22 protein-coding genes are annotated in these 23,779 nt (G+C 72.9%); 18 read left to right on the top strand and 4 right to left on the bottom strand.

Annotated features, from left to right (window positions below; genetic code table 11):
• Positions 1-40 precede the first annotated feature (40 nt).
• From IDM40_RS13600 to IDM40_RS13565, 8 genes are all read left to right on the top strand, one after another.
• On the top strand, positions 41-1,015 hold the full coding sequence (locus IDM40_RS13600) for a gluconeogenesis factor YvcK family protein (RefSeq protein WP_193122362.1): 975 nt from the start codon (positions 41-43) through the stop codon (positions 1,013-1,015).
• Between the two features lie 38 nt (positions 1,016-1,053).
• On the top strand, positions 1,054-1,464 hold the full coding sequence (locus tag IDM40_RS13595; protein ID WP_193122361.1) for a DUF488 domain-containing protein: 411 nt from the start codon (positions 1,054-1,056) through the stop codon (positions 1,462-1,464).
• A 202-nt stretch (positions 1,465-1,666) separates the two neighbouring features.
• The gene (whiA, locus tag IDM40_RS13590) at positions 1,667-2,647 is read left to right on the top strand and encodes a DNA-binding protein WhiA (RefSeq protein ID WP_193122360.1); all 981 of its coding nucleotides are present in this window, start codon (positions 1,667-1,669) and stop codon (positions 2,645-2,647) included.
• A 345-nt stretch (positions 2,648-2,992) separates the two neighbouring features.
• Positions 2,993-3,997 (top strand): type I glyceraldehyde-3-phosphate dehydrogenase, encoded by a 1,005-nt coding sequence (gene gap / locus IDM40_RS13585; RefSeq protein ID WP_193122359.1) that lies wholly within the window; start codon positions 2,993-2,995, stop codon positions 3,995-3,997.
• Between the two features lie 169 nt (positions 3,998-4,166).
• On the top strand, positions 4,167-5,351 hold the full coding sequence (locus IDM40_RS13580; RefSeq protein ID WP_193122358.1) for a phosphoglycerate kinase: 1,185 nt from the start codon (positions 4,167-4,169) through the stop codon (positions 5,349-5,351).
• 49 nt (positions 5,352-5,400) lie between these two features.
• Positions 5,401-6,180 (top strand): triose-phosphate isomerase, encoded by a 780-nt coding sequence (gene tpiA / locus IDM40_RS13575; RefSeq protein ID WP_193122357.1) that lies wholly within the window; start codon positions 5,401-5,403, stop codon positions 6,178-6,180.
• Positions 6,181-6,492: 312 nt separating this feature from the next.
• Complete coding sequence (secG, locus tag IDM40_RS13570) at positions 6,493-6,732, top strand: preprotein translocase subunit SecG (protein WP_017616562.1); 240 nt, start codon at positions 6,493-6,495, stop codon at positions 6,730-6,732.
• 121 nt (positions 6,733-6,853) lie between these two features.
• On the top strand, positions 6,854-7,225 hold the full coding sequence (locus IDM40_RS13565) for an RNA polymerase-binding protein RbpA (protein WP_193122356.1): 372 nt from the start codon (positions 6,854-6,856) through the stop codon (positions 7,223-7,225).
• 303 nt (positions 7,226-7,528) lie between these two features.
• Here IDM40_RS13565 and IDM40_RS13560 read toward each other — a convergent pair whose 3' ends face one another.
• Positions 7,529-7,786, bottom strand: coding sequence for a hypothetical protein (locus IDM40_RS13560; RefSeq protein ID WP_193122355.1), 258 nt, complete (start codon positions 7,784-7,786; stop codon positions 7,529-7,531).
• 104 nt (positions 7,787-7,890) lie between these two features.
• Between IDM40_RS13560 and IDM40_RS13555 the strand changes: the two genes are divergently transcribed.
• Positions 7,891-8,610, top strand: coding sequence for a hypothetical protein (locus IDM40_RS13555; RefSeq protein WP_193122354.1), 720 nt, complete (start codon positions 7,891-7,893; stop codon positions 8,608-8,610).
• Positions 8,611-8,678: 68 nt separating this feature from the next.
• On the opposite strand, the gene IDM40_RS13550 is transcribed toward IDM40_RS13555, so the two are convergent.
• The gene (locus tag IDM40_RS13550; protein ID WP_193122353.1) at positions 8,679-9,443 is read right to left on the bottom strand and encodes an IclR family transcriptional regulator; all 765 of its coding nucleotides are present in this window, start codon (positions 9,441-9,443) and stop codon (positions 8,679-8,681) included.
• 109 nt (positions 9,444-9,552) lie between these two features.
• Here IDM40_RS13550 and hutH point away from each other — a divergent pair, with 109 nt between their 5' ends.
• From hutH to IDM40_RS13520, 6 genes are all read left to right on the top strand, one after another.
• Positions 9,553-11,100 (top strand): histidine ammonia-lyase, encoded by a 1,548-nt coding sequence (hutH, locus tag IDM40_RS13545; RefSeq protein WP_193122352.1) that lies wholly within the window; start codon positions 9,553-9,555, stop codon positions 11,098-11,100.
• Positions 11,101-11,122: 22 nt separating this feature from the next.
• Positions 11,123-12,778 (top strand): urocanate hydratase, encoded by a 1,656-nt coding sequence (hutU, locus tag IDM40_RS13540; protein ID WP_193122351.1) that lies wholly within the window; start codon positions 11,123-11,125, stop codon positions 12,776-12,778.
• Positions 12,779-14,017 carry an allantoate amidohydrolase gene (locus tag IDM40_RS13535; RefSeq protein WP_193122350.1) on the top strand — a complete coding sequence of 413 codons (1,239 nt, stop codon included), beginning with the start codon at positions 12,779-12,781 and terminating at the stop codon, positions 14,015-14,017. It begins immediately after the preceding gene.
• Positions 14,014-15,360, top strand: coding sequence for a formimidoylglutamate deiminase (locus tag IDM40_RS13530; RefSeq protein ID WP_193122349.1), 1,347 nt, complete (start codon positions 14,014-14,016; stop codon positions 15,358-15,360). The genes IDM40_RS13535 and IDM40_RS13530 overlap by 4 nt, the downstream gene beginning before the upstream one ends.
• Positions 15,357-16,571 (top strand): imidazolonepropionase, encoded by a 1,215-nt coding sequence (gene hutI / locus IDM40_RS13525; RefSeq protein WP_193122348.1) that lies wholly within the window; start codon positions 15,357-15,359, stop codon positions 16,569-16,571. The genes IDM40_RS13530 and hutI overlap by 4 nt, the downstream gene beginning before the upstream one ends.
• A gap of 159 nt (positions 16,572-16,730) precedes the next feature.
• The gene (locus IDM40_RS13520; protein WP_193122347.1) at positions 16,731-17,822 is read left to right on the top strand and encodes a GNAT family N-acetyltransferase; all 1,092 of its coding nucleotides are present in this window, start codon (positions 16,731-16,733) and stop codon (positions 17,820-17,822) included.
• A gap of 87 nt (positions 17,823-17,909) precedes the next feature.
• Here the strand turns inward: IDM40_RS13520 and IDM40_RS13515 are convergent, their stop codons facing one another.
• A complete protein-coding gene (locus IDM40_RS13515; RefSeq protein WP_193122346.1) occupies positions 17,910-18,191 on the bottom strand; it encodes an Lsr2 family protein in 282 nt (93 codons plus the stop codon).
• Positions 18,192-18,653: 462 nt separating this feature from the next.
• Between IDM40_RS13515 and IDM40_RS13510 the strand changes: the two genes are divergently transcribed.
• Both IDM40_RS13510 and IDM40_RS13505 read left to right on the top strand, forming a co-directional pair.
• Positions 18,654-19,076, top strand: coding sequence for a DUF485 domain-containing protein (locus IDM40_RS13510; RefSeq protein ID WP_193122345.1), 423 nt, complete (start codon positions 18,654-18,656; stop codon positions 19,074-19,076).
• Positions 19,073-20,797: a solute symporter family protein gene (locus IDM40_RS13505; protein WP_193122344.1), complete on the top strand. Its 1,725-nt coding sequence runs from the start codon at positions 19,073-19,075 to the stop codon at positions 20,795-20,797. The genes IDM40_RS13510 and IDM40_RS13505 overlap by 4 nt, the downstream gene beginning before the upstream one ends.
• Positions 20,798-20,804: 7 nt before the next feature.
• Here the strand turns inward: IDM40_RS13505 and IDM40_RS13500 are convergent, their stop codons facing one another.
• Positions 20,805-21,827 (bottom strand): hypothetical protein, encoded by a 1,023-nt coding sequence (locus IDM40_RS13500; protein WP_193122343.1) that lies wholly within the window; start codon positions 21,825-21,827, stop codon positions 20,805-20,807.
• 152 nt (positions 21,828-21,979) lie between these two features.
• Between IDM40_RS13500 and cas6 the strand changes: the two genes are divergently transcribed.
• Positions 21,980-22,933: a CRISPR system precrRNA processing endoribonuclease RAMP protein Cas6 gene (gene cas6 / locus IDM40_RS13495; RefSeq protein WP_193122342.1), complete on the top strand. Its 954-nt coding sequence runs from the start codon at positions 21,980-21,982 to the stop codon at positions 22,931-22,933.
• Positions 22,934-23,779 lie beyond the last annotated feature (846 nt).

The following is a 23,779-nucleotide window of genomic DNA, read 5'->3' as shown; positions in this document are numbered from 1 at the left end:
CCGTGAACATCAGCACGGGACGAGGGGGCAGGCCTCGACGATGTCCAGCAACACCGCGGTGGACGGCGACGACGAGCGCCCGCCACGGGTGGTCGCACTCGGAGGAGGGCACGGGCTCCACGCCTCCCTGTCCGCCCTCCGCAGGGTCACCACCGACGTCACGGCCATCGTCACGGTCGCCGACGACGGGGGCTCCAGCGGCCGGCTGCGCGAGGAACTCGGTGTGCTGCCGCCCGGCGACCTGCGCATGGCCCTGGCTGCGTTGTGCGGCGACGACGAGTGGGGCCACACCTGGAGCCAGGTGCTCCAGCACCGGTTCAGCAGCGAGGGCGACCTGCACGGGCACGCGGTCGGCAACCTGCTCATCGTGGCCCTGTGGGAGCTGCTCGGCGACTCCGTGGCCGGCCTGGACTGGGTCGGCCAGCTGTTGGGTGCGCACGGGCGGGTCCTGCCGATGTCGTCGGTGCCGCTGGAGATCGTCGCCGAGGTGCAGGGCGCCGACCCCGAGTGCCCCGAAGAACTGCGCACGGTGCGCGGCCAGGTGGCCTGCGCGAGCACCGGCGGTTCCGTGCGGTCCATCTCCCTGGTCCCGGAGGCGCCGCCGGCCAGCACCCAGGCGCTCAAGGCGGTGCGCGAGGCCGACTGGGTGGTCTTCGGCCCCGGATCGTGGTTCACCAGCGTGCTGCCGCACCTGCTGGTCCCCGAGCTCGCCGAGGCGCTCGTGACCACCCGCGCGCGGCGCCTGGTCACCCTCAACCTGTCGCCGCAGCGGGGTGAGACCGACCACTTCCGCCCCGAGACCTACCTCGAGGTTCTGCGCGAGCACGCCCCGAAACTCGGCGTGGACGTGGTGCTGGCCGACCACGGCACGGTCGAGGAACCCCTGCCCCTGGACCGGGTGGCGCGCGAGCTCGGCGGGAGCCTCGAACTCGACCGGCTCAGCCGCGACGACGGCACCCCGCGCCACGACACCGAGCTCCTGGCCGCCGCGTACGAACGCATCCTGGTCAGGTGAAGGGTTCGGGGTGACCTGCGTGCGGGAACCCCCGCGCCATGGCTGGTGACAACGTCTTCCTGGAACGCGTCTACGACGAGGTCCGCGCCGAGAAACACCCCGACCAGGGGCCGGAACCCCCGCCGGGGCGGCGTTTCCTGGTCGATCGCCTGTGGCCGCGCGGGGTGAGCAGGGCTGCCATGGAGGGCACGACCTGGGTCAAGGAGGCCGGCCCGAGCCCCGGCCTGCGCACCTGGTTCGGGCACGATCCGGAACGCTTCGCCGAGTTCGCCGAGCGCTACCGGGCCGAGCTGCGGGCGCACCCCGAGGTGCTCGACCCGATCCTGGAGGCGGCCCGCCGCGGTCCGGTCACCCTGCTCTACTCGGCCAAGGACCGCGAACACAACCAGGCCGTCGTGTTGCGCGAACACCTCCGGGAGCTTCTGTCCGCGGGCCCCGGGGGCAATTGAGGCACACCCCCACGAAGCCCGACACGGTGCAGGTCAAGCGCGGGTCGGGGATGTGCAACACGCTGTCCAGGGGTCGGCCATCGGCACCTCGTCGCGTAGTGTGCCTCGGAGACGGTCGGCCGTGAAGGGGTCACGGGCGGCCGGAGCCCGGTGTCGTGTGTGGGGCACCGGGTCGGTCCAGTTCTAGGGGAGGATCGCGGCGATGGCGATGACCGGCGTGGTGAAGGACGAATTGAGCCGTCTGGCCATTCTGAAGCCATGCTGCCGCAAAGCCGAGGTGTCCACCATCCTCCGGTTCACGGGGGGCCTGCACCTGGTGGGCGGGCGTATCGTCATCGAGGCCGAGCTGGACACCGGCGCTGCCGCACGGCGGCTCCGCAAGGACATCTCCGAGGTCTTCGGCCACGAGTCCGAGGTGGTCGTGCTCTCCCCGAGCGGGCTGCGCAAGGGCAACCGGTACGTGGTCCGTGTGATCAAGGACGGCGAGTCCCTGGCCCGCCAGACGGGCCTGGTCGACAACAACGGCCGCCCCGTGCGCGGACTGCCCCGCCACGTGGTCGCCGGGGGCGCCTGCGACGCCGAGTCGGCGTGGAGGGGCGCCTTCATCGCACACGGTTCGCTCACCGAGCCGGGCCGTTCGATGTCGCTGGAGGTGACCTGCCCCGGCCCCGAGGCCGCCCTGGCGCTGGTGGGGGCCGCACGCCGCCTGAAGGTGCATGCCAAGGCCCGTGAGGTGCGCGGTGTGGACCGCGTGGTGGTGCGCGACGGTGATTCCATCGGTGCGCTGCTCACGCTGCTGGGAGCCCACCAGAGCGTCCTGGCCTGGGAGGAGCGCCGCATGCGCCGCGAGGTGCGCGCGACCGCCAACCGCCTGGCCAACTTCGACGACGCCAACCTGCGCCGCAGTGCCCGGGCCGCCGTGGCCGCGGGCGCGCGTGTGGAGCGGGCGTTGGAGATCCTGGGCGAGGAGGCCCCCGAGCACCTGGTCGCCGCCGGTCAACTGCGGCTGGCGCACAAGCAGGCCTCGCTGGAGGAGCTGGGCCAGCTGTCGGTCCCGCCGCTGACCAAGGACGCCATAGCGGGACGTATCCGCAGGCTGTTGGCGATGGCCGACAAGCGCGCGAGCGATCTGGGCATCGAGGGCACGGAGGCGAACCTCACTCCGGACATGCTCGTGCCCTGACGGTCGGCCCGCGGTGTTCGGATGTGTGACTCACGCCGGTCGCGCCCCGGCCCTGAGTGTGCACCTTTGTTAACTGCGGAAATACGCTGATAACTTCGTTTAATGGTCTAGACCTCTTTGCTTCGCAGTGCCAGGATGGTCGCGGATCCACGAGAGCGAGGCCGGTCGGCGGGAGCGGGCCGAGAACGGTTCCCCGCCGGTGCTCCGCTAGGCTCTCTGTGAACACCTGATAAGCGTTCACGCTGCTCAACATGGTCGGGTTCCCCCGTGCCGGGGTCCACCGCCGGGGCGGCGCCAGAACGCGCGGGTCGACAGTGATGTGCGACATTTGAGGAGAACAGTTCCGTGACTATCCGTGTAGGCGTCAACGGCTTCGGACGGATCGGCCGCAACTTCTGGCGCGCGGTCGCGGCCGGCGGCAGCGACATCGAAATCGTCGCGGTCAACGACCTCACCGACACCAAGACGCTCGCGCACCTGCTCAAGTACGACACCGTGCTCGGCAAGCTCGAGGGCGAGCTCGAGGTCGGCGAGGGGCAGATCCGCATCGGCGACAAGACCGTGAAGGTCCTCGCCGAGCGCGACCCCGCCAAGCTCCCCTGGGGCGACCTGGGCGTCGACGTGGTCATCGAGTCCACCGGCATCTTCACCAAGGCCGAGGACGCCAAGAAGCACATCGAGGCCGGCGCCAAGAAGGTCGTCATCTCCGCGCCCGCCAAGGGCGAGGACATCACCGTGGTCCTGGGCGTCAACGACGACAAGTACGACCCGGCCAACCACGACATCATCTCCAACGCCTCCTGCACCACCAACTGCGTGGCGCCGATGGCCAAGGTCCTCAACGACGCCTTCGGCATCACCCGCGGTCTCATGACCACGGTCCACGCCTACACGAACGACCAGGTCACCCTGGACTTCCCGCACAAGGACCTGCGCCGCGCCCGCGCAGCCGCGGAGAACATCATCCCGACCACCACCGGTGCCGCGAAGGCCACCGCCCTGGTCATCCCCGAGCTCGAGGGCAAGCTCGACGGCATCGCCATGCGCGTCCCCGTCCCGGACGGCTCCGTCACCGACCTGGTCGTCGAGCTGAACCGCGACGTCACCGCCGACGAGGTCAACGCCGCCTTCAAGGCCGCCGCCACCGAGGGCGACCTCAAGGACGTCCTGGTCTACACCGAGGACGAGATCGTCTCCTCCGACATCGTCGGCACCTCGCCCTCCTGCACCTTCGACTCCAAGCTGACCATGGCCTCGGGCAACCAGGTCAAGATCGTCGGCTGGTACGACAACGAGTGGGGCTACTCCAACCGCCTGGTCGACCTGGCCAAGCTGGTCGGCACCCGCTAACAGCCCGGCCGACGCCCTCGGGCGCCCGGAACGACGGCGGCACCCCCTCGCCCCGCGCGAGGGGGTGCCGCCGTGGGCGCGCCCCGGGCACGGCGCGCCCACGCACCCCACCGGACCCACAGACAGAGCCCGGCCGCCGCGGCCGGGCCGACCACCGAGGAGAACCAGCATGCGGACGATCGACGACCTCGACGTCTCCGGCAAGCGCGTGTTCGTCCGGGCCGACCTCAACGTGCCCCTGGACGGTGACCGGATCACCGACGACGGTCGTATCCGTGCCGCCCTGCCGACCATCCGCGCACTCAGCGAGCGCGGCGCACGTGTCATCGTCGCCGCCCACCTGGGCCGCCCCAAGGGTGCGCCCGAGCCCCGCTACTCCCTGCGCCCCGTCGCCGCCCGCCTGGGCGAGCTGCTCGGCGCCGAGGTGGCCTTCGCCACCGACACCGCCGGCGAGTCAGCCCGCGCCACCAGCGAGGCCCTCACCGACGGCTCCGTCGCTCTCCTGGAGAACGTGCGCTTCGAGCCCGGCGAGACCAGCAAGGACGACGCCGAGCGCGGCGAGCTCGCCGACCGCTTCGCCCAGCTCGCCGACCTCTACGTGGGCGACGCCTTCGGCGCGGTGCACCGCAAGCACGCCAGCGTCTACGACCTGCCCGCCCGCCTCCCGCACGCCGTCGGCGGCCTGGTCCTGACCGAGGTCGAGGTCCTCAAGAAGCTCACGAGCGACCCCCAGCGCCCCTACGCGGTCGTGCTCGGCGGCTCCAAGGTCTCCGACAAGCTCGCCGTCATTGACAACCTGCTGGGCACCGCCGACCGCCTGCTGATCGGCGGCGGCATGGTCTTCACCTTCCTCAAGGCCAAGGGCTACGAGGTCGGCTCCAGCCTCCTGGAGAGCGACCAGATCGACACCGTCAAGGGCTACCTAGCCCAGGCCGAGCGCGACGGCGTGGAGATCGTCCTGCCCGTCGACGTGGTCGCCGCCGAGAAGTTCGCCGCCGACGCCCCGCACGGCGCCGTCGACGTCGACGCGATCCCCGCCGACCGCATGGGTCTGGACATCGGACCCAAGAGCCGCGCGCTGTTCGCCGAGAAGCTCGCCGACACCCGCACGGTCTTCTGGAACGGCCCCATGGGCGTCTTCGAGATGGAGCCCTACGCCGGCGGTACCCGTGCCCTGGCCCAGGCCCTCATCGACTCCGACGCGTTCACCGTCGTGGGCGGCGGCGACTCCGCCGCGGCCGTGCGCGCCCTGGGCTTCGACGAGGCGGCGTTCGGCCACATCTCCACCGGTGGCGGCGCCAGCCTGGAGTACCTCGAGGGCAAGGACCTGCCCGGCATCGACGCGCTCGCTTAGGGTTCGTCGAGGCCCCCGGACCACAGTGATCAAGAGGGATACACCGACCATGTCGAACCGCCTGCCGCTCATCGCCGGCAATTGGAAGATGAACAACAACCACCTGGAGGCCATCGCGCTCGTCCAGAAGTTGGCGTTCGCCCTGGACGACAAGGACTACGACAACGCCGAGGTCGTCGTCCTGCCGCCCTTCACCGACCTGCGCAGCGTCCAGACGCTCGTGGACGGCGACAAGCTCCGTATCGGCTACGGGGCCCAGGACGTCTCCGCCCACGAGAAGGGCGCCTACACCGGCGAGGTCTCCGGCTCGATGCTCGCCAAGCTCGACTGCTCCTACGTGCTCGTGGGCCACTCCGAGCGCCGTGAGCTCCACGCCGAGGACGACTCCGTGGTCAACACCAAGGCCAAGGCCGCCTTCGCCAACGGCGTCGTGCCGATCGTGTGCGTGGGCGAGGGCCTGGACGTGCGCAAGGCCGGCAACCAGGTCGAGCACGTCATCGCCCAGATCGACGGCTCCCTGAAGGACATCACCGCCGAGCAGGCCGAGAAGCTCGTCATCGCCTACGAGCCCGTCTGGGCCATCGGCACCGGCGAGGTGGCCACCCCCGAGGACGCCCAGGAGGTCTGCTCGGCGATCCGCACCCGCCTGGCCGAGCTCTACTCGCCCGAGGTCGCCGGCGCCGTGCGCCTGCTCTACGGCGGTTCGGTCAAGGGCGACAACGCCGGCAGCATCATGGGCAAGGACGACGTCGACGGCGCCCTGGTCGGCGGCGCCAGCCTCAAGGCGGACGACTTCGTCAAGATCATCCGTTTCGGCGACTCCAAGTAGGTCCCGGAGCGGTCCGACCCGGTGGTCCGTCCGGCCCCGCCGTGAGCTGCGGTGGGGCCGGAGGGGCCCGTGGGGACGCGAACAGCCCGCGTCCGGGCTACACTTCGCTGTGGGGTCCTTCCGTACCTCACGGTGGCCCCTCCCGTGTCACCATGGGCACGGTAAAATCCGAAAACGTCCCCGGCCTCCTCATTGCCCCGCTCGCCGGGCCGGTCGGCGCCGGACACAACCGCGCCGATCCCTGCGAGTGGCATGCGGGGGTCGTGGTGTCCATCTTTCCCCCCACTGTGGGGTCGAGCTACGGGTGAGCGTGTGATCCTCGGTCTGTCCATCTTCGTGATGCTTCTCAGCGTGCTGCTGATCTTCCTGGTGCTCATGCACAAGGGCAAGGGCGGCGGCCTGTCCGACATGTTCGGCGGCGGCGTCACGTCCTCGCTGGGCGGCTCGTCCGTGGTCGAGCGGAACCTCGACCGCATGACGGTCGCGGTCGCGATCGTGTGGATCCTCGCCATCGTGGTGCTGGGCCTGTTGCTGAACCGGGGCGCCATGTAGTTCCCGGTCCTCCCCGGACCGGTGCACGCCGCCGACCCCACGGCCGGCAGGCAGGCGCCCCCGTTCACCGTCACACCCGCCGGGGACGCCGGCGGGTCCGCCGAAGGAGTTTTTCGTGGGTATGGGTAGTGGCAGTGCCATCCGTGGCAGCCGGGTCGGAGCCGGCCCCATGGGCGAGGCGGAGCGGGGCGAGTCCGCACCGCGTATCCGCGTCCCGTTCTACTGCGCCAACATGCACAAGGTCGTGCCGAGCTTCGCCAGCGAGGCCGCGGTCCCCGAGGAGTGGGACTGCCCCCGCTGCGGTTTCCCCGCCGGCAAGGACCAGGCCAACCCTCCGGCGCCCCCGCGTACCGAGCCGTACAAGACCCACCTGGCGTACGTGAAGGAGCGGCGCAGCGAGGAGGAGGGCAAGCTCATCCTCGACGAGGCGCTGGCCAAGCTGCGCGCCGACCGCGCCGCCGTCGAGGCCTACATCCAGGCCTCCAAGAACTGAGAACCCCCGCGCCCCGCGCGCACCAGGGACTTCCGCATCGGGGTCCGTCCGGTTTCCGGGCGGGCCCCGACGTGTGTGCGGGGGTGGTGCCGGCGGGCGGTCGGGGCGCGGCCGCAGAACATGAATCGGTAACGGGACTTCTCATTCCTGGGACTGGTGTGGCTGGTGAGAAATACAGTGAGCCGCACATCCCGGATGCCCCCACCTGGAGGAGATGGTGTCGATGTCCTCGTGCCCGACCGGCGGAGACCACGACTGGGTCCTCGGCGACGACCGGAAGTTCCAGTGCGCCAAGTGCGGGGCTCAGAGCGCCCGGCGGTTCTGAGATCCCTCACCGGGACGCACCGTGCCCCGTGCGGCCAGTTCACCCCGGTCCGAGGCGCGCCACGTGACGGGCTCGCCCACGGACTCGGCCACGCCCTTGGCCCAGCGCTCCAAGGGGGCGAACTGGTCGGGACCCTCCCGCAGCACGGTGCGGCCCCGGTAGGAGACCCCGTCCAGGACGACGAGCTCCCCGTCGATGCGCAGTTCCGTGTCGTACTCGTGCGTCTTCGGCCTCATGGACGGCAAGCCTAACGGCGTGCAATGCGGACGGACCGTGCTTTCTGGGAATTCCGCCCGCTCCCACGGCACCGAACACCTGTGGGAGTTGGAAGAATGGGGGCATGGCTTCCCCCGATCCCATGGACGTTCCCCCCGACCCCACGGGCGTCCCCGAGGACGCGGCCGCCGCGCCCCGGGGCGTGCCCTCGGACCTGACCGCCCGCCCCGGCAGCGTCTCCCATCTGCGGCGGTACGTGAGCCTGCGCGGGCCCAACACCCGCATGTGGATGGCGGTTGCCTACTTCTCGGCCCTGCTGACCATCGGCTTCCTGGTCGTGCTCGGCTCCCTGGCCTGGGAGGTCCTTGCCGACCGGGCCACCGCCGGCTCGCTGTCGCTGTGGGGGTCGGCCGCCGCCGTCATGGCCTTCATCGGTCCCGGCAGCAACGTGGTGGTGCTGCGCGGACTGCCCCAGCGCATCACCCGGCAGGGCATCAGCGCCGACAGCGACGGGATCACCGTGCTGCAGGAACGCAAGTGGTGGTTCCCCGGCGAGGGCACCTTCATCGCCTGGCCCGAGATCCGCCGCATCCGCGAGGTGACCGCCGGCTCCCGCCGCCACACCTTCATCGAGGTCGTGCTGGACACCCACCGCGCCGAGGCGGAGCTGCCCAGTTGGGCCGAGAACGCCGACCGGCTGGGGCTGGACCCGGCCGAACCCGACGCCGCCACCCAGTTCTACGTTCAGGTGCCCCGGGACCACGGCGACAAGATCCTGCGGATGGTCCAGCGCACCGCACCCCTGCCCGACGTCGTCGAACGCGCCCCCTCGCCCGCTAGATGATTGCGGGATCTTGCTACCAGAGCCGACTTCGGCGCCGAAACCGGCTCTGGTAGCAAGATCCTCGCCGGTCAGGAGGGGGTAGCGCGGCCGGCGAGGCGACGGGTGAGCTCGGCGGCGGCGTCGCGCACCCGGGCCGTCAACGCCGCGGGGGTGACCGGGCGGGCGCTGGGCACGGTCAGCCCGATCGACGCGACCGGGTGGGCGTTGTGGTCGGTCGCGGCGGAGGCCACCGAGAGGAAGCCCTCGGTGACCTGCCCGTCCTCCAGCGACCACCCCTGTCGGCGTTCCTGCGCCAGGACCTCGCGCAGCTCTCCCGGGGTGGACGGTCCCCGCCCCGTGCGGTCGGTGAACGATTCCCGGCCCGGATAGAGCGCCCGCACCTGGGCGCGCGGCAACAGCGCCAGCATCGCCCGCCCCGACGCCGTCAGGTGCGCGGGTAGGCGCACCCCCACCCCGGTGATGACGGTCGGCGCGTGCGGGGGCTGCTCCTTGAGCAGGTACAGGGTGTCGGATCCGTGCAGGATGCCCAGCTGCGCGGTCGCGCCCGTGGCCTCGGTGAGCCGGCGCAGCAGCGGGCGGGCGAGGCGTTCCACCCCGTCGTGGCGCAGGTAGGCCGAGCCGATCTCGAAGGCCGCCACCCCCAGGCCCCACCGGCGATCCTCCGGCAGGTGCGTCACGAACCCCTCCTCGGCCATGGCCTCCAGGAGCTGGTAGACGCTGGACCGGGGCATGTCCAACCCCTCGGCGATCGCCGTGGCCGAGACCGGGCCCGGTCGGGTGGCCAGGAACCGCAGCAGCCGCAGCGCCCGTGTGGCGGCCGGAACGTGACTCATGGACCCGATGCTGCCACACGCCAGGGCCCCGGCCACCTGTCTGGGATCTCGGACAGAACCCACGTGTCGGCGCTTCCCGCGGGCGGCCCCGGGAGGATCGAATGGGGCCATGTCCACAGCAGCTCCCTCCGTCACCATCGGCGGCACGCCTCTCACGCCCGCCCAGGTCCTGGCCGTCTCCCGCGAGGGCGCCCACGTCGTCCTCGCCGAGGAGACCCGCAAGGCCGTCCGCCACGGCCGCGAACGGGTCGAGGACCTGGCCGCCGGCGAACAGCCCTCCTACGGCGTCAGCACCGGCTTCGGCGCGCTCGCCACCCGGCACATCGCACCGGACCTGCGCGCCGACCTGCAGCGGTCGCTGATCCGCTCGCACGCCGCCGGCGCCGGCCCCGAGGTCGAGCGCGAGGTCGTGCGCTCGCTCATGCTCCTGCGCCTGCGCACCCTGTGCTCGGGCCGCACCGGTGTGCGCACCGCCACCGTCGAGACCCTCGCCGCCCTGCTCAACGCCGGGGTGACCCCGGTCGTGCACGAGTACGGCAGCCTCGGTTGCTCCGGCGACCTCGCGCCCCTGTCGCACGTCGCGCTCGCCCTCATGGGTGAGGGGGAGGTGCGCGACGCCTCCGGGGAACGCCGCCCCACCGCCGAGGCGCTCGCCGACGCCGGCATCGAGCCGGTCGAGCTCGGTGCCAAGGAGGGCCTGGCCCTGATCAACGGCACCGACGGCATGCTGGGCATGCTCGCGATGGCCTGCCAGGACCTCGGCCGCCTGCTCACCGTCGCCGACATCTCCGCGGCCATGAGCGTCGAGGCGCTCCTGGGCACCGACCGGGTCTTCGCCGACGAACTCCAGCGCCTGCGCCCGCATCCCGGCCAAGCCGCCTCCGCCGCGAACCTGCGCGCTCTCCTGGCCGGGTCCCCGATCGTCGCCTCCCACCAGGGCCCCGACTGCGACAAGGTGCAGGACGCCTACTCCCTGCGCTGCGCACCCCAGGTCGCCGGCGCCGCCCGCGACACCCTCGGGCACGCCCGCCTGGTCGCCGAACGCGAGCTCGACAGCATCATCGACAACCCCGTCGTGCTCGAGGACGGGCGCGTGGAGTCCAACGGCAACTTCCACGGCGCCCCCGTCGCGCACGTGCTGGACTTCCTCGCCATCGGGGTCGCCGACACCGCCTCCATCGCCGAACGCCGCACCGACCGCATGCTCGACGTGGCGCGCTCGCACGGTCTGCCCGCCTTCCTCGCCGACGACCCCGGCGTGGACTCCGGCCACATGATCGCCCAGTACACGCAGGCCGCCGTGGTCTCCGAACTCAAGCGCCTGGCCGCGCCCGCCAGCGTCGACTCCATCCCGAGTTCGGCCATGCAGGAGGACCACGTGTCCATGGGCTGGTCGGCCGCGCGCAAGCTCCGCCGCGCCGTCGACGGTCTGACCACCGTCCTGGCCGTGGAGCTGCTCACCGCCGCCCGCGCCCTCGACCTGCGTTCGCCGCTCGAACCCGGCCCGGCCACCGGGGCCGTCGTGCGCGCCCTGCGCGAGCACGTGCCCGGCCCGGGCCCCGACCGCCACCTCGCACCGGAGATCGCGGCCGTGGAGGCCCTGATCACCGACGGAACCGTCGTGTCGGCCGCCGGGTCCGTCACCCCCCTCTCCTGAACCAGCGAAAGGACACCCCGTGATGAGCGCTCCGCGTCCCGTCCGCGCCGCACGCGGCACCACCCTGTCGGCCAAGGGCTGGCCCCAGGAGGGTGCCCTGCGCATGTTCCACAACAACCTCGACCCCGAGGTCGCCGAACACCCCGAGGACCTCGTGGTCTACGGGGGCACCGGCCGCGCCGCCCGCGACTGGCGCAGCTTCGACCGCATCACCGCCTCCCTGCGCGACCTCGAGGGCGACGAGACCCTCCTCGTGCAGTCCGGCAAACCCGTGGGGATCCTGCGCACCCACGAGTGGGCGCCGCGGGTGCTCATCGCCAACAGCAACCTGGTCGGCGACTGGGCGACCTGGCCCGAGTTCCGCCGCCTGGAGGCCGAGGGCCTGACCATGTACGGGCAGATGACCGCCGGGTCCTGGACCTACATCGGCACCCAGGGCATCCTCCAGGGCACCTACGAGACCTTCGCCGCCGTGGCCGCCAAGAGGTTCGGCGGAACCCTGGCCGGGACCGTCACCCTCACCGCGGGGCTCGGCGGCATGGGCGGCGCCCAGCCCCTGGCCGTGACCATGAACGACGGCGTCGCCCTCGTCGTGGAGTGCGACCCCACCCGCATCGAGCGCCGTCTGGAACACCGCTACCTCGACGTGCGCGCCGACAACCTCGACCACGCCCTGGAGCTGGCCGAGAAGGCCCGCTCCGAACGCCGCCCGCTCTCCATCGGGGTCCTGGGCAACGCCGCCGAGGTCTTCCCCGAACTGCTGGCCCGCGGCGCCGCGATCGACGTGGTCACCGACCAGACCTCCGCCCACGACCCGCTCGCCTACCTGCCCCTCGGGGTGCCCTTCGGCGACCACAAGGACCTCGCCGCCGCCGAGCCCGAGGAGTACACCGCACGCGCCCGCGAGTCCATGGCCGCGCACGTCGAGGCCATGGTGGGCTTCATGGACGCCGGGTCGGAGGTGTTCGACTACGGCAACTCGATCCGCGACGAGGCCCGCACCGGAGGCTTCGGCCGCGCCTTCGACTTCCCCGGCTTCGTGCCCGCCTACATCCGGCCGCTGTTCTGCGAGGGCAAGGGGCCCTTCCGCTGGGCCGCGCTCTCCGGCGACCCGGCCGACATCGCCCGCACCGACCAGGCCATCCTCGACCTGTTCCCCGACAACGACCACCTCGCACGGTGGATCCGCATGGCCCGGGAACGTGTCGCCTTCCAGGGGCTGCCCGCCCGCATCTGCTGGCTCGGGCAGGGAGAACGCGCCGCCGCGGGGCAGCGCTTCAACGAACTCATCGCCGCCGGAGAGATCAGCGCGCCCCTGGCGATCGGCCGCGACCACCTCGACACCGGATCGGTGGCCTCCCCCTACCGCGAGACCGAGGGCATGCGCGACGGCTCCGACGCCATCGCCGACTGGCCCCTGCTCAACGCACTCGTGAACACCTCCTCCGGCGCCTCGTGGGTGTCGATCCACCACGGGGGAGGCGTGGGGATGGGACGCTCCCTGCACGCCGGGCAGGTCAGCGTCGCCGACGGCACCGACCTGGCCGCCGCCAAGCTCGACCGGGTGCTCACCAACGACCCCGCCACCGGGGTACTGCGCCACGTCGACGCGGGGTACCCCGAGGCCGAACGGGTCGCCGGCACCCACGGCATCCGTGTCGCCTCCGAGGGGGAGTGAATGGACTTCGACCACCTGTGGGCCGAGCTGGCACCCGTCGGCCGTGACCCCGATTCCGGCGGGTACCACCGGCACGCCTGGAACGCCGCCGACGCCGAGGCCCGCGCCTGGTTCACCGACGCCGCACGCGCCCGTGACCTGGACGTGCGCACCGACCGCAACGGGAACCTGTGGGCCTGGTGGGGCGAGCCCGCGCCCGGCGCCGTGGCCACCGGTTCCCACCTGGACTCGGTCCCCGACGGCGGCGCCTTCGACGGGCCGCTCGGTGTGGCCTCCGCGCTGGCCGCCGTCGACGTCCTGCGCGAGCGCGGCCTGACCCCCGACCGCCCTCTGGCCCTCGCGGTCTTCGTGGAGGAGGAGGGCGGGCGGTTCGGCGTTCCGTGCCTGGGAATCCGCCTCACCGCCGGGGAGATCGACCCCGACCGGGTGCGGGCCCTCACCGACGCCGACGGCACCACCTGGGCCGAGGCGATGGCCCGCGCCGGTCTCGACCCCGCCGCTCTGGGACCCGACCCGCACACGCTGGGCCTGCTCGACGCGTTCGTGGAACTGCACGTGGAACAGGGCCGACACCTCGCCGACACCCCGCACGCCGTCGCCGCCGCGAGCACGGTGTGGCCGCACGGGCGCTGGCGCCTCGACCTCACCGGACGCGCCGACCACGCCGGCACCACCCGTCTGGAGGACCGCGCCGACCCGATGCTGCCCTTCGCCCGCACCGTCCTGGCCGCCAGGGAGAGCGCCGCCGCCCACGACGCCCGCGCCACCGTCGGCAAGGTCCGGGCCGTGCCCAACGGCACCAACGCCATCGCCTCCCGCGTCAGCGGCTGGCTGGACGCGCGCGCCGCCGACCGGTCCACCCTGGAGGCGGTCGTGGCCGGGGTGCGCGGTGAGGCCGAGCGCAGCGCCGCCGAACACGGGGTGGAGCTGCGCGTGGCACAGGAGTCCGACACCCCCGTCGTGGAGTTCCCGCACGCCCTGCGCGACCGGGTCGCGGCGGTGTTGGAGCGCCGGGCGCCCGAACCCGGTGTGCCCGTGCTGCCGACCGGGGCCGGGCACGACGCCGCCGTGCTCGCCGCGCACGTGCCCACCGCCATGCTCTACGTCCGCAACCCGACCGGGGTCTCGCACTCGCCGCACGAGTGGGCCGACCCCGAGGACTGCCACGTCGGCGTGACCGCACTGGCCGACGTGCTCCAGGACCTGCTGGAACGCCCCGTCGGGGAGGTCGCACCGTGAGAACACGCCTGTGGGCCGAGTGGGCCTGGACCGGGGCCGCCGACGGGGCGGTCGAACACGGGGTGCTGCTCACCGTCGAGGACGGGCGCATCACCGCCCTGACCCGTACCCCGGAGCCGCCCGTGGGCGCGGAGACGCTGCAGGGCCTCACCCTCCCGGGGCTGGCCAACGCACACTCCCACGCCTTCCACCGGGCGCTGCGCGGACGCACGCACTCCGACGGGGGCACGTTCTGGACCTGGCGCCGGGCCATGTACCGCGTCGCCGACCGCCTGGACCCCGAGACGTACCTGCGCCTGGCGCGGGGCGCCTACGCCGAGATGGCGCTGGCCGGGGTCACGAGCGTGGGGGAGTTCCACTACCTGCACCACGGGGCCGGGGGCGCCCCCTACTCCGACCCGAACGCGATGGGGCGGGCGCTGGTGGAGGCGGCCCGCCAGGCCGGGATCCGGCTGACGCTGCTCGACGTGTGTTACCTCGCCGGGGGCCTGGACACCGACGGGACCCGGCATCCGCTCTCCGGGCCGCAACTGCGCTTCGGCGACGGCGACGTGCACCGCTGGGCCGACCGCCTGGACCTGCTCGACCTCGACGGGGAACACGCCAGGGCGGGCGCGGCCGCGCACTCGGTGCGTGCCCTGACGCCCGAGGACCTGGCCGTGGTCGCCGCCACGGCACGGGACCGCGGTCTGCCCCTGCACGTCCACGTCTCCGAACAGCCCGACGAGAACACCGCCAGCCTCGCCGCTCACGGCCGCACCCCCGTCGAGGTGCTGGACGGCGCCGGGGCGCTGGGGCCGGGCACCACGCTGGTGCACGCCACCCACCTGACCGACACCGACGTCGGGCTCGTGCGGGGCAGCGGTTCCACCGTCTGCCTGTGCCCGACCACCGAACGCGACCTGGCCGACGGGCTGCCGCGCACCGGTGACCTGGACCCGGCGCCGCTGAGCCTGGGATCGGACCAGCACGCGCGTACCGACCTGTTCGCCGAGGCGCGCGGTGTGGAACTGCACGAGAGGCTGCGCACCCATCGCCGCGGCAACCTCGACACCGGGGCCCTGCTGCGCGCCGCCACCCACCACGCGTCCCTGGGCTGGGACGACGCCGGAGCGCTGCGGGTGGGGGCCCGCGCCGACCTGGTCAACGTGCCCCTGGACGGCATCGGCCTGGCCGGTTCTCCGCCCGAGCGGGCCGCGGACGCCGTCGTCTTCGCCGCCTCCGCCGCCGACGTGCGCCACGTGATGGCCGACGGACGGTGGGTCGTGCGCGCCGGAACCCACCTGCACCTGCCCGACGCCGCGGAGGACCTCGACACGGTGATCAAGGAGCTCTACGTATGAACCACACCCCCGAGACACCCCGGACGATCCTCGTCGACGACATCGGCACCCTCGTCACCAACGATCCGACCCTAGGACGCGGCCCCGTCGGCGAGATCCCCGACGCCGCCCTCGTCCTGGAGGACGGCCGTGTGGCCTGGGCCGGTCCGCGAACCCAGGCGCCGGCCGCCGACGCACGGGTGGGCGCCGCCGGGCGCTGCGTCATCCCGGGGTTCGTCGACAGCCACTCCCACATCGTCTTCGCCGGAGACCGCAGCCGCGAGTTCGCCGCCCGCATGAGCGGGACCCCGTACTCGGCCGGCGGGATCCGCACCACCGTCGCCGCGACCCGGGAGGCCTCCGACGCCGAACTCCTGGCCAACGCCCGGACGCTCGAGCGTGAGGCCCGGGCCCAGGGCACCACGACCCTGGAGGTCAAGTCCGGTTACGGGCTCACCGTCGAGGACGAGGCCCGAGCGCTGTCCGTGGCCGGGAGGATCACCGACGAGGTCACCTTCATGGGCGCGCACGTGGTGGCCCCCGAGTACGCCGACGACCCGGAGGGCTACCTCGACCTGGTCACCGGACCCATGCTCGACGCGTGTGCGCCGCTGGCCCGGTGGGTGGACGTCTTCTGCGAGCGCGGCGCCTTCGACGAGGACGCCTCGCGCCGGATCCTCACCGCGGGCATGGACCGCGGGCTGCTGCCCCGCGTGCACGGCAACCAGTTGGGGGAGGGGCCCGGGGTGTCCCTGGCCGTCGAGGTGGGGGCCGCCTCGGTCGACCACTGCACGTACTTGTCCGGCGGCGACGTGGACGCGCTGGCCCAGGCCGCGAAACGCCCCGAGCCGACCGTGGCCACCCTGCTCCCGGGCGTGGACTTCTCCACCCGCCAGACCTACCCGGACGCACGCCGACTGGTGGACGCGGGTGCGCTCGTCGCGCTGGCGAGCGACTGCAACCCGGGTTCCTGTTTCACCTCGAGCCTGGCCTTCTGCATCGCCGTGGCCGTGCGGGACATGGGCCTGACCCCGGACGAGGCCCTGTGGGCGGCCACCGCCGGAGGGGCCCTCGCCCTGCGCCGCGACGACGTGGGCCACCTCGCGCCGGGTGCCCGCGCCGACCTGGCGATGCTGGACGCGCCCAACCACCTGTACCTGGCCTACCGGCCCGGGGTCCCGCAGGTCGCGGCGGTGTGGAAGGACGGCGCCCTGGTCAGCGGACAGCCGTAGGCACCGGGCTCCCACGGGCCGGATGGATGCCTCCTGAACTCAACGCGGGGCTAACCGGGACGAAACGTGCATCCCTGAGGGTGGTTCCACGTCGGTGCGCGTTCCACCGCCGCGCCACAGCGCGGTGGCGCGGCGGTGGAAACACCACGAGGAGGCGCTGTGGGCCTGTGGCGGATCAGAACGGCGGTCGAGGACCGGCCCGGCGGGCTCGCCGGGGTCGTGGACCTCCTGGCCGGCCACGACGCGGACATCGTTCAACTGACCATCCACACCGATGTCACCGGGGCGGTCGACGAGTTCGTGGTCGACCTGCCCGGTGACCACACCGGTGCCGTGAACGCACTGTCGCGGCACACCCCCTCGGGCGCGGTGTCGGCCGTGCCCGCCCACCGGCGCGAGGTCGGCGACGATCTCACCCGCGCCCTGCTCCTGGCGGGCCGCCTGCGCGCCCACCCCAACCGCCTCCCGGAGGCCCTGGCCGAGCTCCTGCGGGCCGACGAGGCCACCTGGACCAACCTGACCCGGGCCGACGAGGAGGAGGGCCTCGACCCGGCCACGTGCATGCTCGTGCCGGTCGGACCGCTGCGCGGGGTGCTCCTGCGACGGCCCTCCCACCCCTTCACCTGGACCGAGAGCAGCCGGGCCGACGCCCTGGTCCGCCTGGTCATGCCCGCCGCGGGGCCGGTGCCCACCGAACGCATCGTGCGCACCGTCTCCGGCCAGGGGCTCTCGCTGCGGCAGGTCCACGAGGACGACGCCGATGAACTCCAGGCCCTGCACCGCCGCTGTTCACCCGCCACCCTGCGCGGGCGTTACTTCGCCGGGGTGCGCGACCTCGCCCCCTGGATGCTGCGGATCTTCTCCGACCCCGACCGCGGCCTCACACTCGCCGTGCGGCCCCAGGGCGGGGAGGTCCCCGTCGCGCTGGGCCACCTCATGTACACACCCGATCCGGGGGTCGGCGAGATCGCGTTCCTGGTCGAGGACGCCTGGCAGGGCAAGGGTGTGGGAACCGCGCTCACCCGCGCCCTGACCGTGGCCGCCGCCGACTGGGGCCTGGCCGAGGTGCGCGCCGAGACCACCCTCTCCAACACCGCGATGCTGCGCACCATGCGCCGCTTCGGGGCCTCGGTGCAGGGCCAGGGCGGAACCCACGTGCACGCCCGCCTGCCGGTCGCCGAGACCGTCCGGGCGGGGATGGGCACCGACCGCAGCAGTGGACGCGTGGCCCGCCTCATGGGCGGATCCTGAACGGCGGGTGGTGAGCGGCGGGTGAAACACGTGCGGGGCCCGCCGCCCCGGAAGGCGACAGGCCCCGCACGATCACGGCCGTTCGGCTCAGGCGTCCGCCGTCGCGGGCTGCTCGGCGTCCGTCTGCTCGCTGTCCGACTGCGCGGTGGAGGTCTGGGCGGCGGCCTTCTTGCGGCGCTTCTTCACCGGGCGGGAGTAGTCGACGAGCGGCTCGAAACGGGCCTGGTGCTCTTCGAAGCACTCGGCGCAGGCGTCGACCTCGCGGACCGTGCCCTCCCAGGCGAACTGGATGACCTCGCTCGCCTCGACCTTCTCCTCGCGGACGGCGTGGGGATCGCAGTACTTGAGCGTGAAGACCTCGGTGACCACGGCGGGGATTTCCCTTCGGTATCGCGTGAACGGGCGGACCCCGTAATCATACACGTGTACGAACGCCGAGGAGGATCGCCTCAGGAGCAGCCGTAACGGATCCGGGGTCGCCTGGAAGCCTAGCGAAGACCGGAGGTCACCGTGTCCACGTCCGCGCCCGTTGCGGGGTTCCCGTACGTGTTCCCGGGCACGCGGGCCGCGCCGCGCGAACCGTGCGGAAATCGCCCTCATGAATCATTCGTCCCTTTTTCGGAATTCTGCGGACTCTCGCTCCGGGCGGATTTCGGAATTCGGCCACCAGGCCCGGTCCCCCCTGGCTAGGGTGAATCCCCAACCGGGACGAATCCGTCCCGCGGGCGCGCACCTGCCGAGGGAGACGGCCGGAGCACGAGGGGACCGGCCGTCAGCGGGTTCGCCGCGCCCCACGACACGCATCCACGCAGGTGCCTCAGGGGGAGGGTCATGGTCGAGTACATGGAGGCGGCCCCCGGCGGCCGCACCGGCGAGCCCGCGGGGCCGCAGAGCCGCCGGGAACGCAGGGCCGAGGAGGCCGAGATCGCCCACGCGTGCGAACGCCTGTGGGGGGACCGCGATTTTGTCCGGTTGCGGCGCAGGTACGCCCTGTTGTGCGGCCTTCTTGTCACCCTCTTCCTGAGCGGTTACCTCACCCATCTGTTGTTGAGCGCCTACGCCCGCGATTTCATGAGCATTCGCCTCGCCGATCCGGTCAATGTCGCGTTGGTCTCCGGCCTCGGCCAGTTCCTGCTCGTGTTCTTCCTCGCCTGGGCCTTCTCCAGCGCCGCCCGCCGGTGGATCGACCCGCTCGCCGCACGTGTGCGCACCCGCATGGAGACCGAGCACCGTCCCGGGGAGGCCGCACGATGACCGCCCCCGACGCGCCCCGGCACCTCGCCGACGCCCTCACCGGCCAGCTGGGCGCCGCCCACCTGTGGACCGTCGGCCTGTGCGCGCTCTTCGTCCTGGTCACCCTGGGCATCACCGTCCGGGCCCGACGCACCACCCACGGCGCCGTCGACTTCTACGCCGGCGGACGCGAGTTCTCCGGGACCCAGAACGGCCTCGCCCTCACCGGGGACTACCTGTCGGCCGCCTCCTTCCTCGGCATCGCCGGGATGATCGCGCTGCAGGGTTACGACGGGTTCCTGTACTCCATCGGGTTCCTCGTGGCGTGGCTGCTCGTGCTGCCCATGGCCCAGCTCATGCGTAACACCGGCCGCTTCACCATGGCCGACCTGCCCGCCTTCCGGATGCGGCGCATGCGCGTACGCCTGGCCTGCACCGTCTCGACCGTCACGGTGAGCGTGTTCTACCTCGTCGCCCAGATGGTCGGCGCCGGCGCGCTCTTCGCCGTGCTGCTGGGGCTGCACGACGGCGGGACCTTCCTCGGGCTCACCGACAGCCAGGCCCGTACCGGGGCCATCGTGCTCGTGGGCGTGCTCATGATCGTCTACGTCATGTACGGCGGGATGAAGGCCGCCACCTGGCTGCAGATCATCAAGGCCGTCGCGCTGCTGGGCGCGACCGGGCTGCTCACCGTGCTCGTGCTGGCCGCGTTCTCCTTCGACCCCCGCGCCCTGCTCGACGGTGCCGCCGAGGCGAGCGGGCACGGGTCGGCCTTCCTCGAACCCGGGCTCGGTCTGGGGCAGGACGTGCCCGGCGACGCCGCCGCGACCCTGTACAACAAGCTCGACCTCATCAGCCTGGGCCTGGCGCTCGTGCTGGGAACCGTCGCCCTGCCGCACATCCTCATCCGCTTCTACACCGTGCGCGACGGGCGGGCGGCGCGCTCCTCGGTCAACCGCATGGTCGTCATGGTCGGCGCGTTCTACCTCATGACCCTCGCGCTCGGGTTCGGTGCCGCCGCGCTCGTCGGGTCCGAACGCATCGTGGCCATGGACCCCTCCGGGAACACCGCCGTGCCCCTGCTCGCGGAGGAACTGGGCCGCCTCACCGCCGGACCGGCCGGGGCCGCGGTCCTGCTCGCACTGGTCTCCGCCGTCGCCCTGGCCACGATCCTCGCCGTCGTGGCCAGCCTGACCCTGGCCTCGTCCTCCTCCATCGCCCACGACCTGTTCGGACACGTGCTCATGTGGGGGCGCCCGCGCGAGTCGCAGGAGGTGGCCGTCGCCCGGTTCTCGGCGTGCCTGGTCGGCGGGGTGTCGATCGTGCTGGCGATCCAGGCCCAGGAACAGAACGTCGCCGCGATCGTCGGGCTCGCGTTCTCCATGGCCGCGGCCGCCAACCTGCCCGTGATCGTGCTGACCCTGTTCTGGCGGCGCTTCAACACCCGCGGCGTCGAGTGGGGGATCTACGGCGGGCTCGCGTCGACCATGCTGCTCGTGCTGTTCTCGCCGGTGATGTCGGGCAAGACCGACCCGGTGACCGGCGAGAACCTGTCGGTGCTGCCGGCCTCCGTCGACATCCAGTTCGTGCCGCTGGAGAACCCGGCGCTGGTGGCCGTGCCCCTCGGGTTCCTGTTCGCGATCGTCGGCAGCCTGCTCTCGCGCGAACGCAACTCCGGGCGCTACACGGAACTGCGGGTGCGTTCGCTCACCGGGTGGGCCGCCGACCGGGAGGCCCCCTGACCGGGGATCACGGAGCTTCGGACGGGGCGTCGCGGGCCCCGGCCAACGCGTCGCGCACCCGGTGCAGGAACCCCGGGATGCGCGGGGCGTTGCGGGCGATGCGGTCGTAGCGCACGGCGTCCTCGGCCAACTGCTCGCCCAGGGTGAGCTCCCCGCGCTTGGCCTTGGCATGGTCCTCCCGGCGGGTGGAACGCAGGACCGCCCAGAACATGAGCGCGGCCATGGGGCGGAACACCCCGCGCCCGCGCACGTCGAGCACGGCCTCCACCGACCAGCGGCCGTCCGCGCCGGGGGAGGGCTGCAACCACGCGCGGACCCGCACCAACCGGTGCTCGGCCACCACCAGGGCCGGAGGGCCCCCGGCCGAACCACCGCCGGCCGCCTCGTACCAGGCACCGGTGTCGAAGGACAGGTCGGCGCGCGCGTACCGGAGCCAGGCCCCGCGGCCCGGGATCTGCACCTCGGTGGTGGCGTTCAGGTGCTCGGCCGACGCGTCGTGCTCCACGCCGCCCCAGGTCACCGCGGTCTCGCCGCCCGAGGTATCGGGCATGGCGTAGGCGACCGACGAGGTTCCGTGCTCGTCCCAGGAGGTCACGGTCAGGCCCGTGCCGCTCCACCCCTTGTCCTCGGCGGCCGGTTCCGTGGGCACACCAGCGGGGGAGAGCTCGGCCAGGAGGTAGTGCGAGCGCGGGGCGAGGTGGCGGCCGTTGCGCAGCTGCAACGCCAACTGCGATGCGGCCACGGCCTCCTCCTCGGCGGTCTCGGTGTCGCCCTCGGCCCAGGCGCGGGCGCTGCGCTCCGCCGCCTCGTCCTGCTCCTCGTGCAGGCGGCGGGTCTGGTCGCCGTCGAGCAGGCCCAGCTCCTCGGCCTCGGCGCGGAGCCCGGACCGTGTGTGCTCATCGGGGAGAGCCAGCCAGCCCCGCCCGTCGAACCGGCACGCACGGGCGACGCCGTGCAACGCGGCCACGGTCTCGCCCAGAACCGCGCGGTCCACGGGGGTGATGTCGAAGGTGTGGCTCAGGCGGGGCATGGGCCCTCCGGTCGTTCGGTTCCGGACGCGGCGGCAGGTGCACCGCCGCCCCCACAGTAACGAGACGCGGGATGTGCGAGTGTCCGAGAGGAATCCTCGGTGAACCGAGGACGGCGGAGACCCCGCCGCCACGATCGCGCGACGAGGAAGTGGTGACCGTGCCACGACGGTGGACCCTGATCCTGTGCGACCGGGCCGACACCGCCCGGCCCGTCCGGCCCGAGGACTGCCACGGCCTGCTCAACACCTGGTGGCCCCAACCCCCCGACGAACACTCCGGCGCCAAGAAATGGGCGATGCACGGCTGGCCCGTCCCCCTCGGCGACCGCCTCCACCACTGGACCCTCACCTGGCTGGACGACGCGCCCCCACCGCTGGACCCGTGCGAACTCATCGGCACCGGCCAGCGCATCGGCGACCACGTCATGGAACCGCTGTCGGTCACCCGCACCTTCGACACCGACTACGCCACCCTGCTCTCCGACGAAGGCCCCCTGCACGCCCTGCGCGCGGCCGACCTGCGCAGCCACACCCCCGTCGTCACCACCACCCGCGACGCGACCGGCGACCGGATCCCGCACGTGTGGCCCAACCCGCGGCGGCTCTTCGGAGCCGTGCACCGTTCCGGGGGCGGCATCGTCGGCGGGAGCGGCGCGGTCGGCGCGGTCGCCCGCTTCGCCCCGCACGAGCTGGCCGACCCCTGGCTCGACCTGGTGCTCGGCGGTATGGCGCAACTGCGGCGCAGCCCCCTGCCGGGAGAGGAGATCCGGCTCGGCGAACACCACCACGCCGACAACCGTTCCGTGCTCGGGTGGCAGGGCGGGATGCGGCTCGAGCTCCTCGGCGGCGACCCGCGGCACGCCCGCGCCTTCGCTGCGCTCCTGGAACTGGTGGAGCTGACCGGCGTCGGCAAGTACACGGCGCAGGGGTTCGGGGCGGTACGTGTGGACACCGTCACCGAACCGCGCCAGGGTGACCGGCCCGCGGCACGGCGCTCCCGGCGCGAGGGGAGGCGCACGTCCCGGCGTTCCGCCCCGCGGATGCACGAACCCCGTCGGCCCTCCGTGGCCGAGACCGGCGAGTTCGAGGGGGCGCTCTTCGACTGAACGGCCACCGGGCTTCCGGGGCCTTCGGGGCCGCTGGAGGCGCTGGAGCCCGGACGACCACCGGGCGCCGCTCGAGGACGGCGGGCGGGGACCGGGGCGCGGCCGGTCGACCTCTGGGCACGGGCCCGGAAGGTCGGCCGGTCCGCGTGTGCGCGGCAGGTGGTCACGGGGGAGGCGCCACGGGCCGTGCGGACGGGGCAGAGCCGGAACGCGACCGCAGCGACCGGGCCAGGCCGCGCAGATGCGGTGCCAGGTCGTGCGGCCGGAGCGGTGGACGGGGCGGCGGGGGTTTCGGTGCGGACGCCGAGGACGCGGCGGAGGACGCGGCGGAGGGCGGGGCGGAGGGCGGGGCCTGGGCCGAGGCAGGGCGTCCGGAAGGGGCCGGAGGGCCGGGAGAGCCCGGGGGGCCGGGGGTTCCGGGGCGCGAGGTGGGCATGCGTGAGCCTTCCTACCGGGGGCCGTGTACCGAGCTCTCTCGGACAGCTGCCCCGGCGGGTGAAGGACCCCGGGCTGCGGTGCGCGGGAGCGGGGGAGCATGGCGTGAGCCGTGCGGCGTCCACCCCCCCGCGTTCCCGGTTTCCTCTTCCGGGGCGGGTTCGCTCGGGGCGGGCAGGAGGCGCCGGGGTGGGGCAGAGAGTCCGGGAGAGCGGGTCGGGGTCCCCCGGCGTCCGCCTGCGAGCCGGACGCTTCGCGCTCGGAACACGGGTGGGCGCCCGCACCCGGCGACCGGGCGCTTGGTTACCGTGGCCCGCGACGCGACCTCCGTCCGGTCGTGCGACCCGTCGGACCGTGCGACTGTCCGAGAGAGGGAAACGGCTGTCCGAGAGAGGACACCGGGACCGTCCG

This window comes from Nocardiopsis coralli (genome assembly GCF_014892575.1).
Lineage (GTDB): Bacteria > Actinomycetota > Actinomycetes > Streptosporangiales > Streptosporangiaceae > Nocardiopsis > Nocardiopsis coralli.
This window is presented reverse-complemented; position numbering and strand designations above follow the sequence as displayed.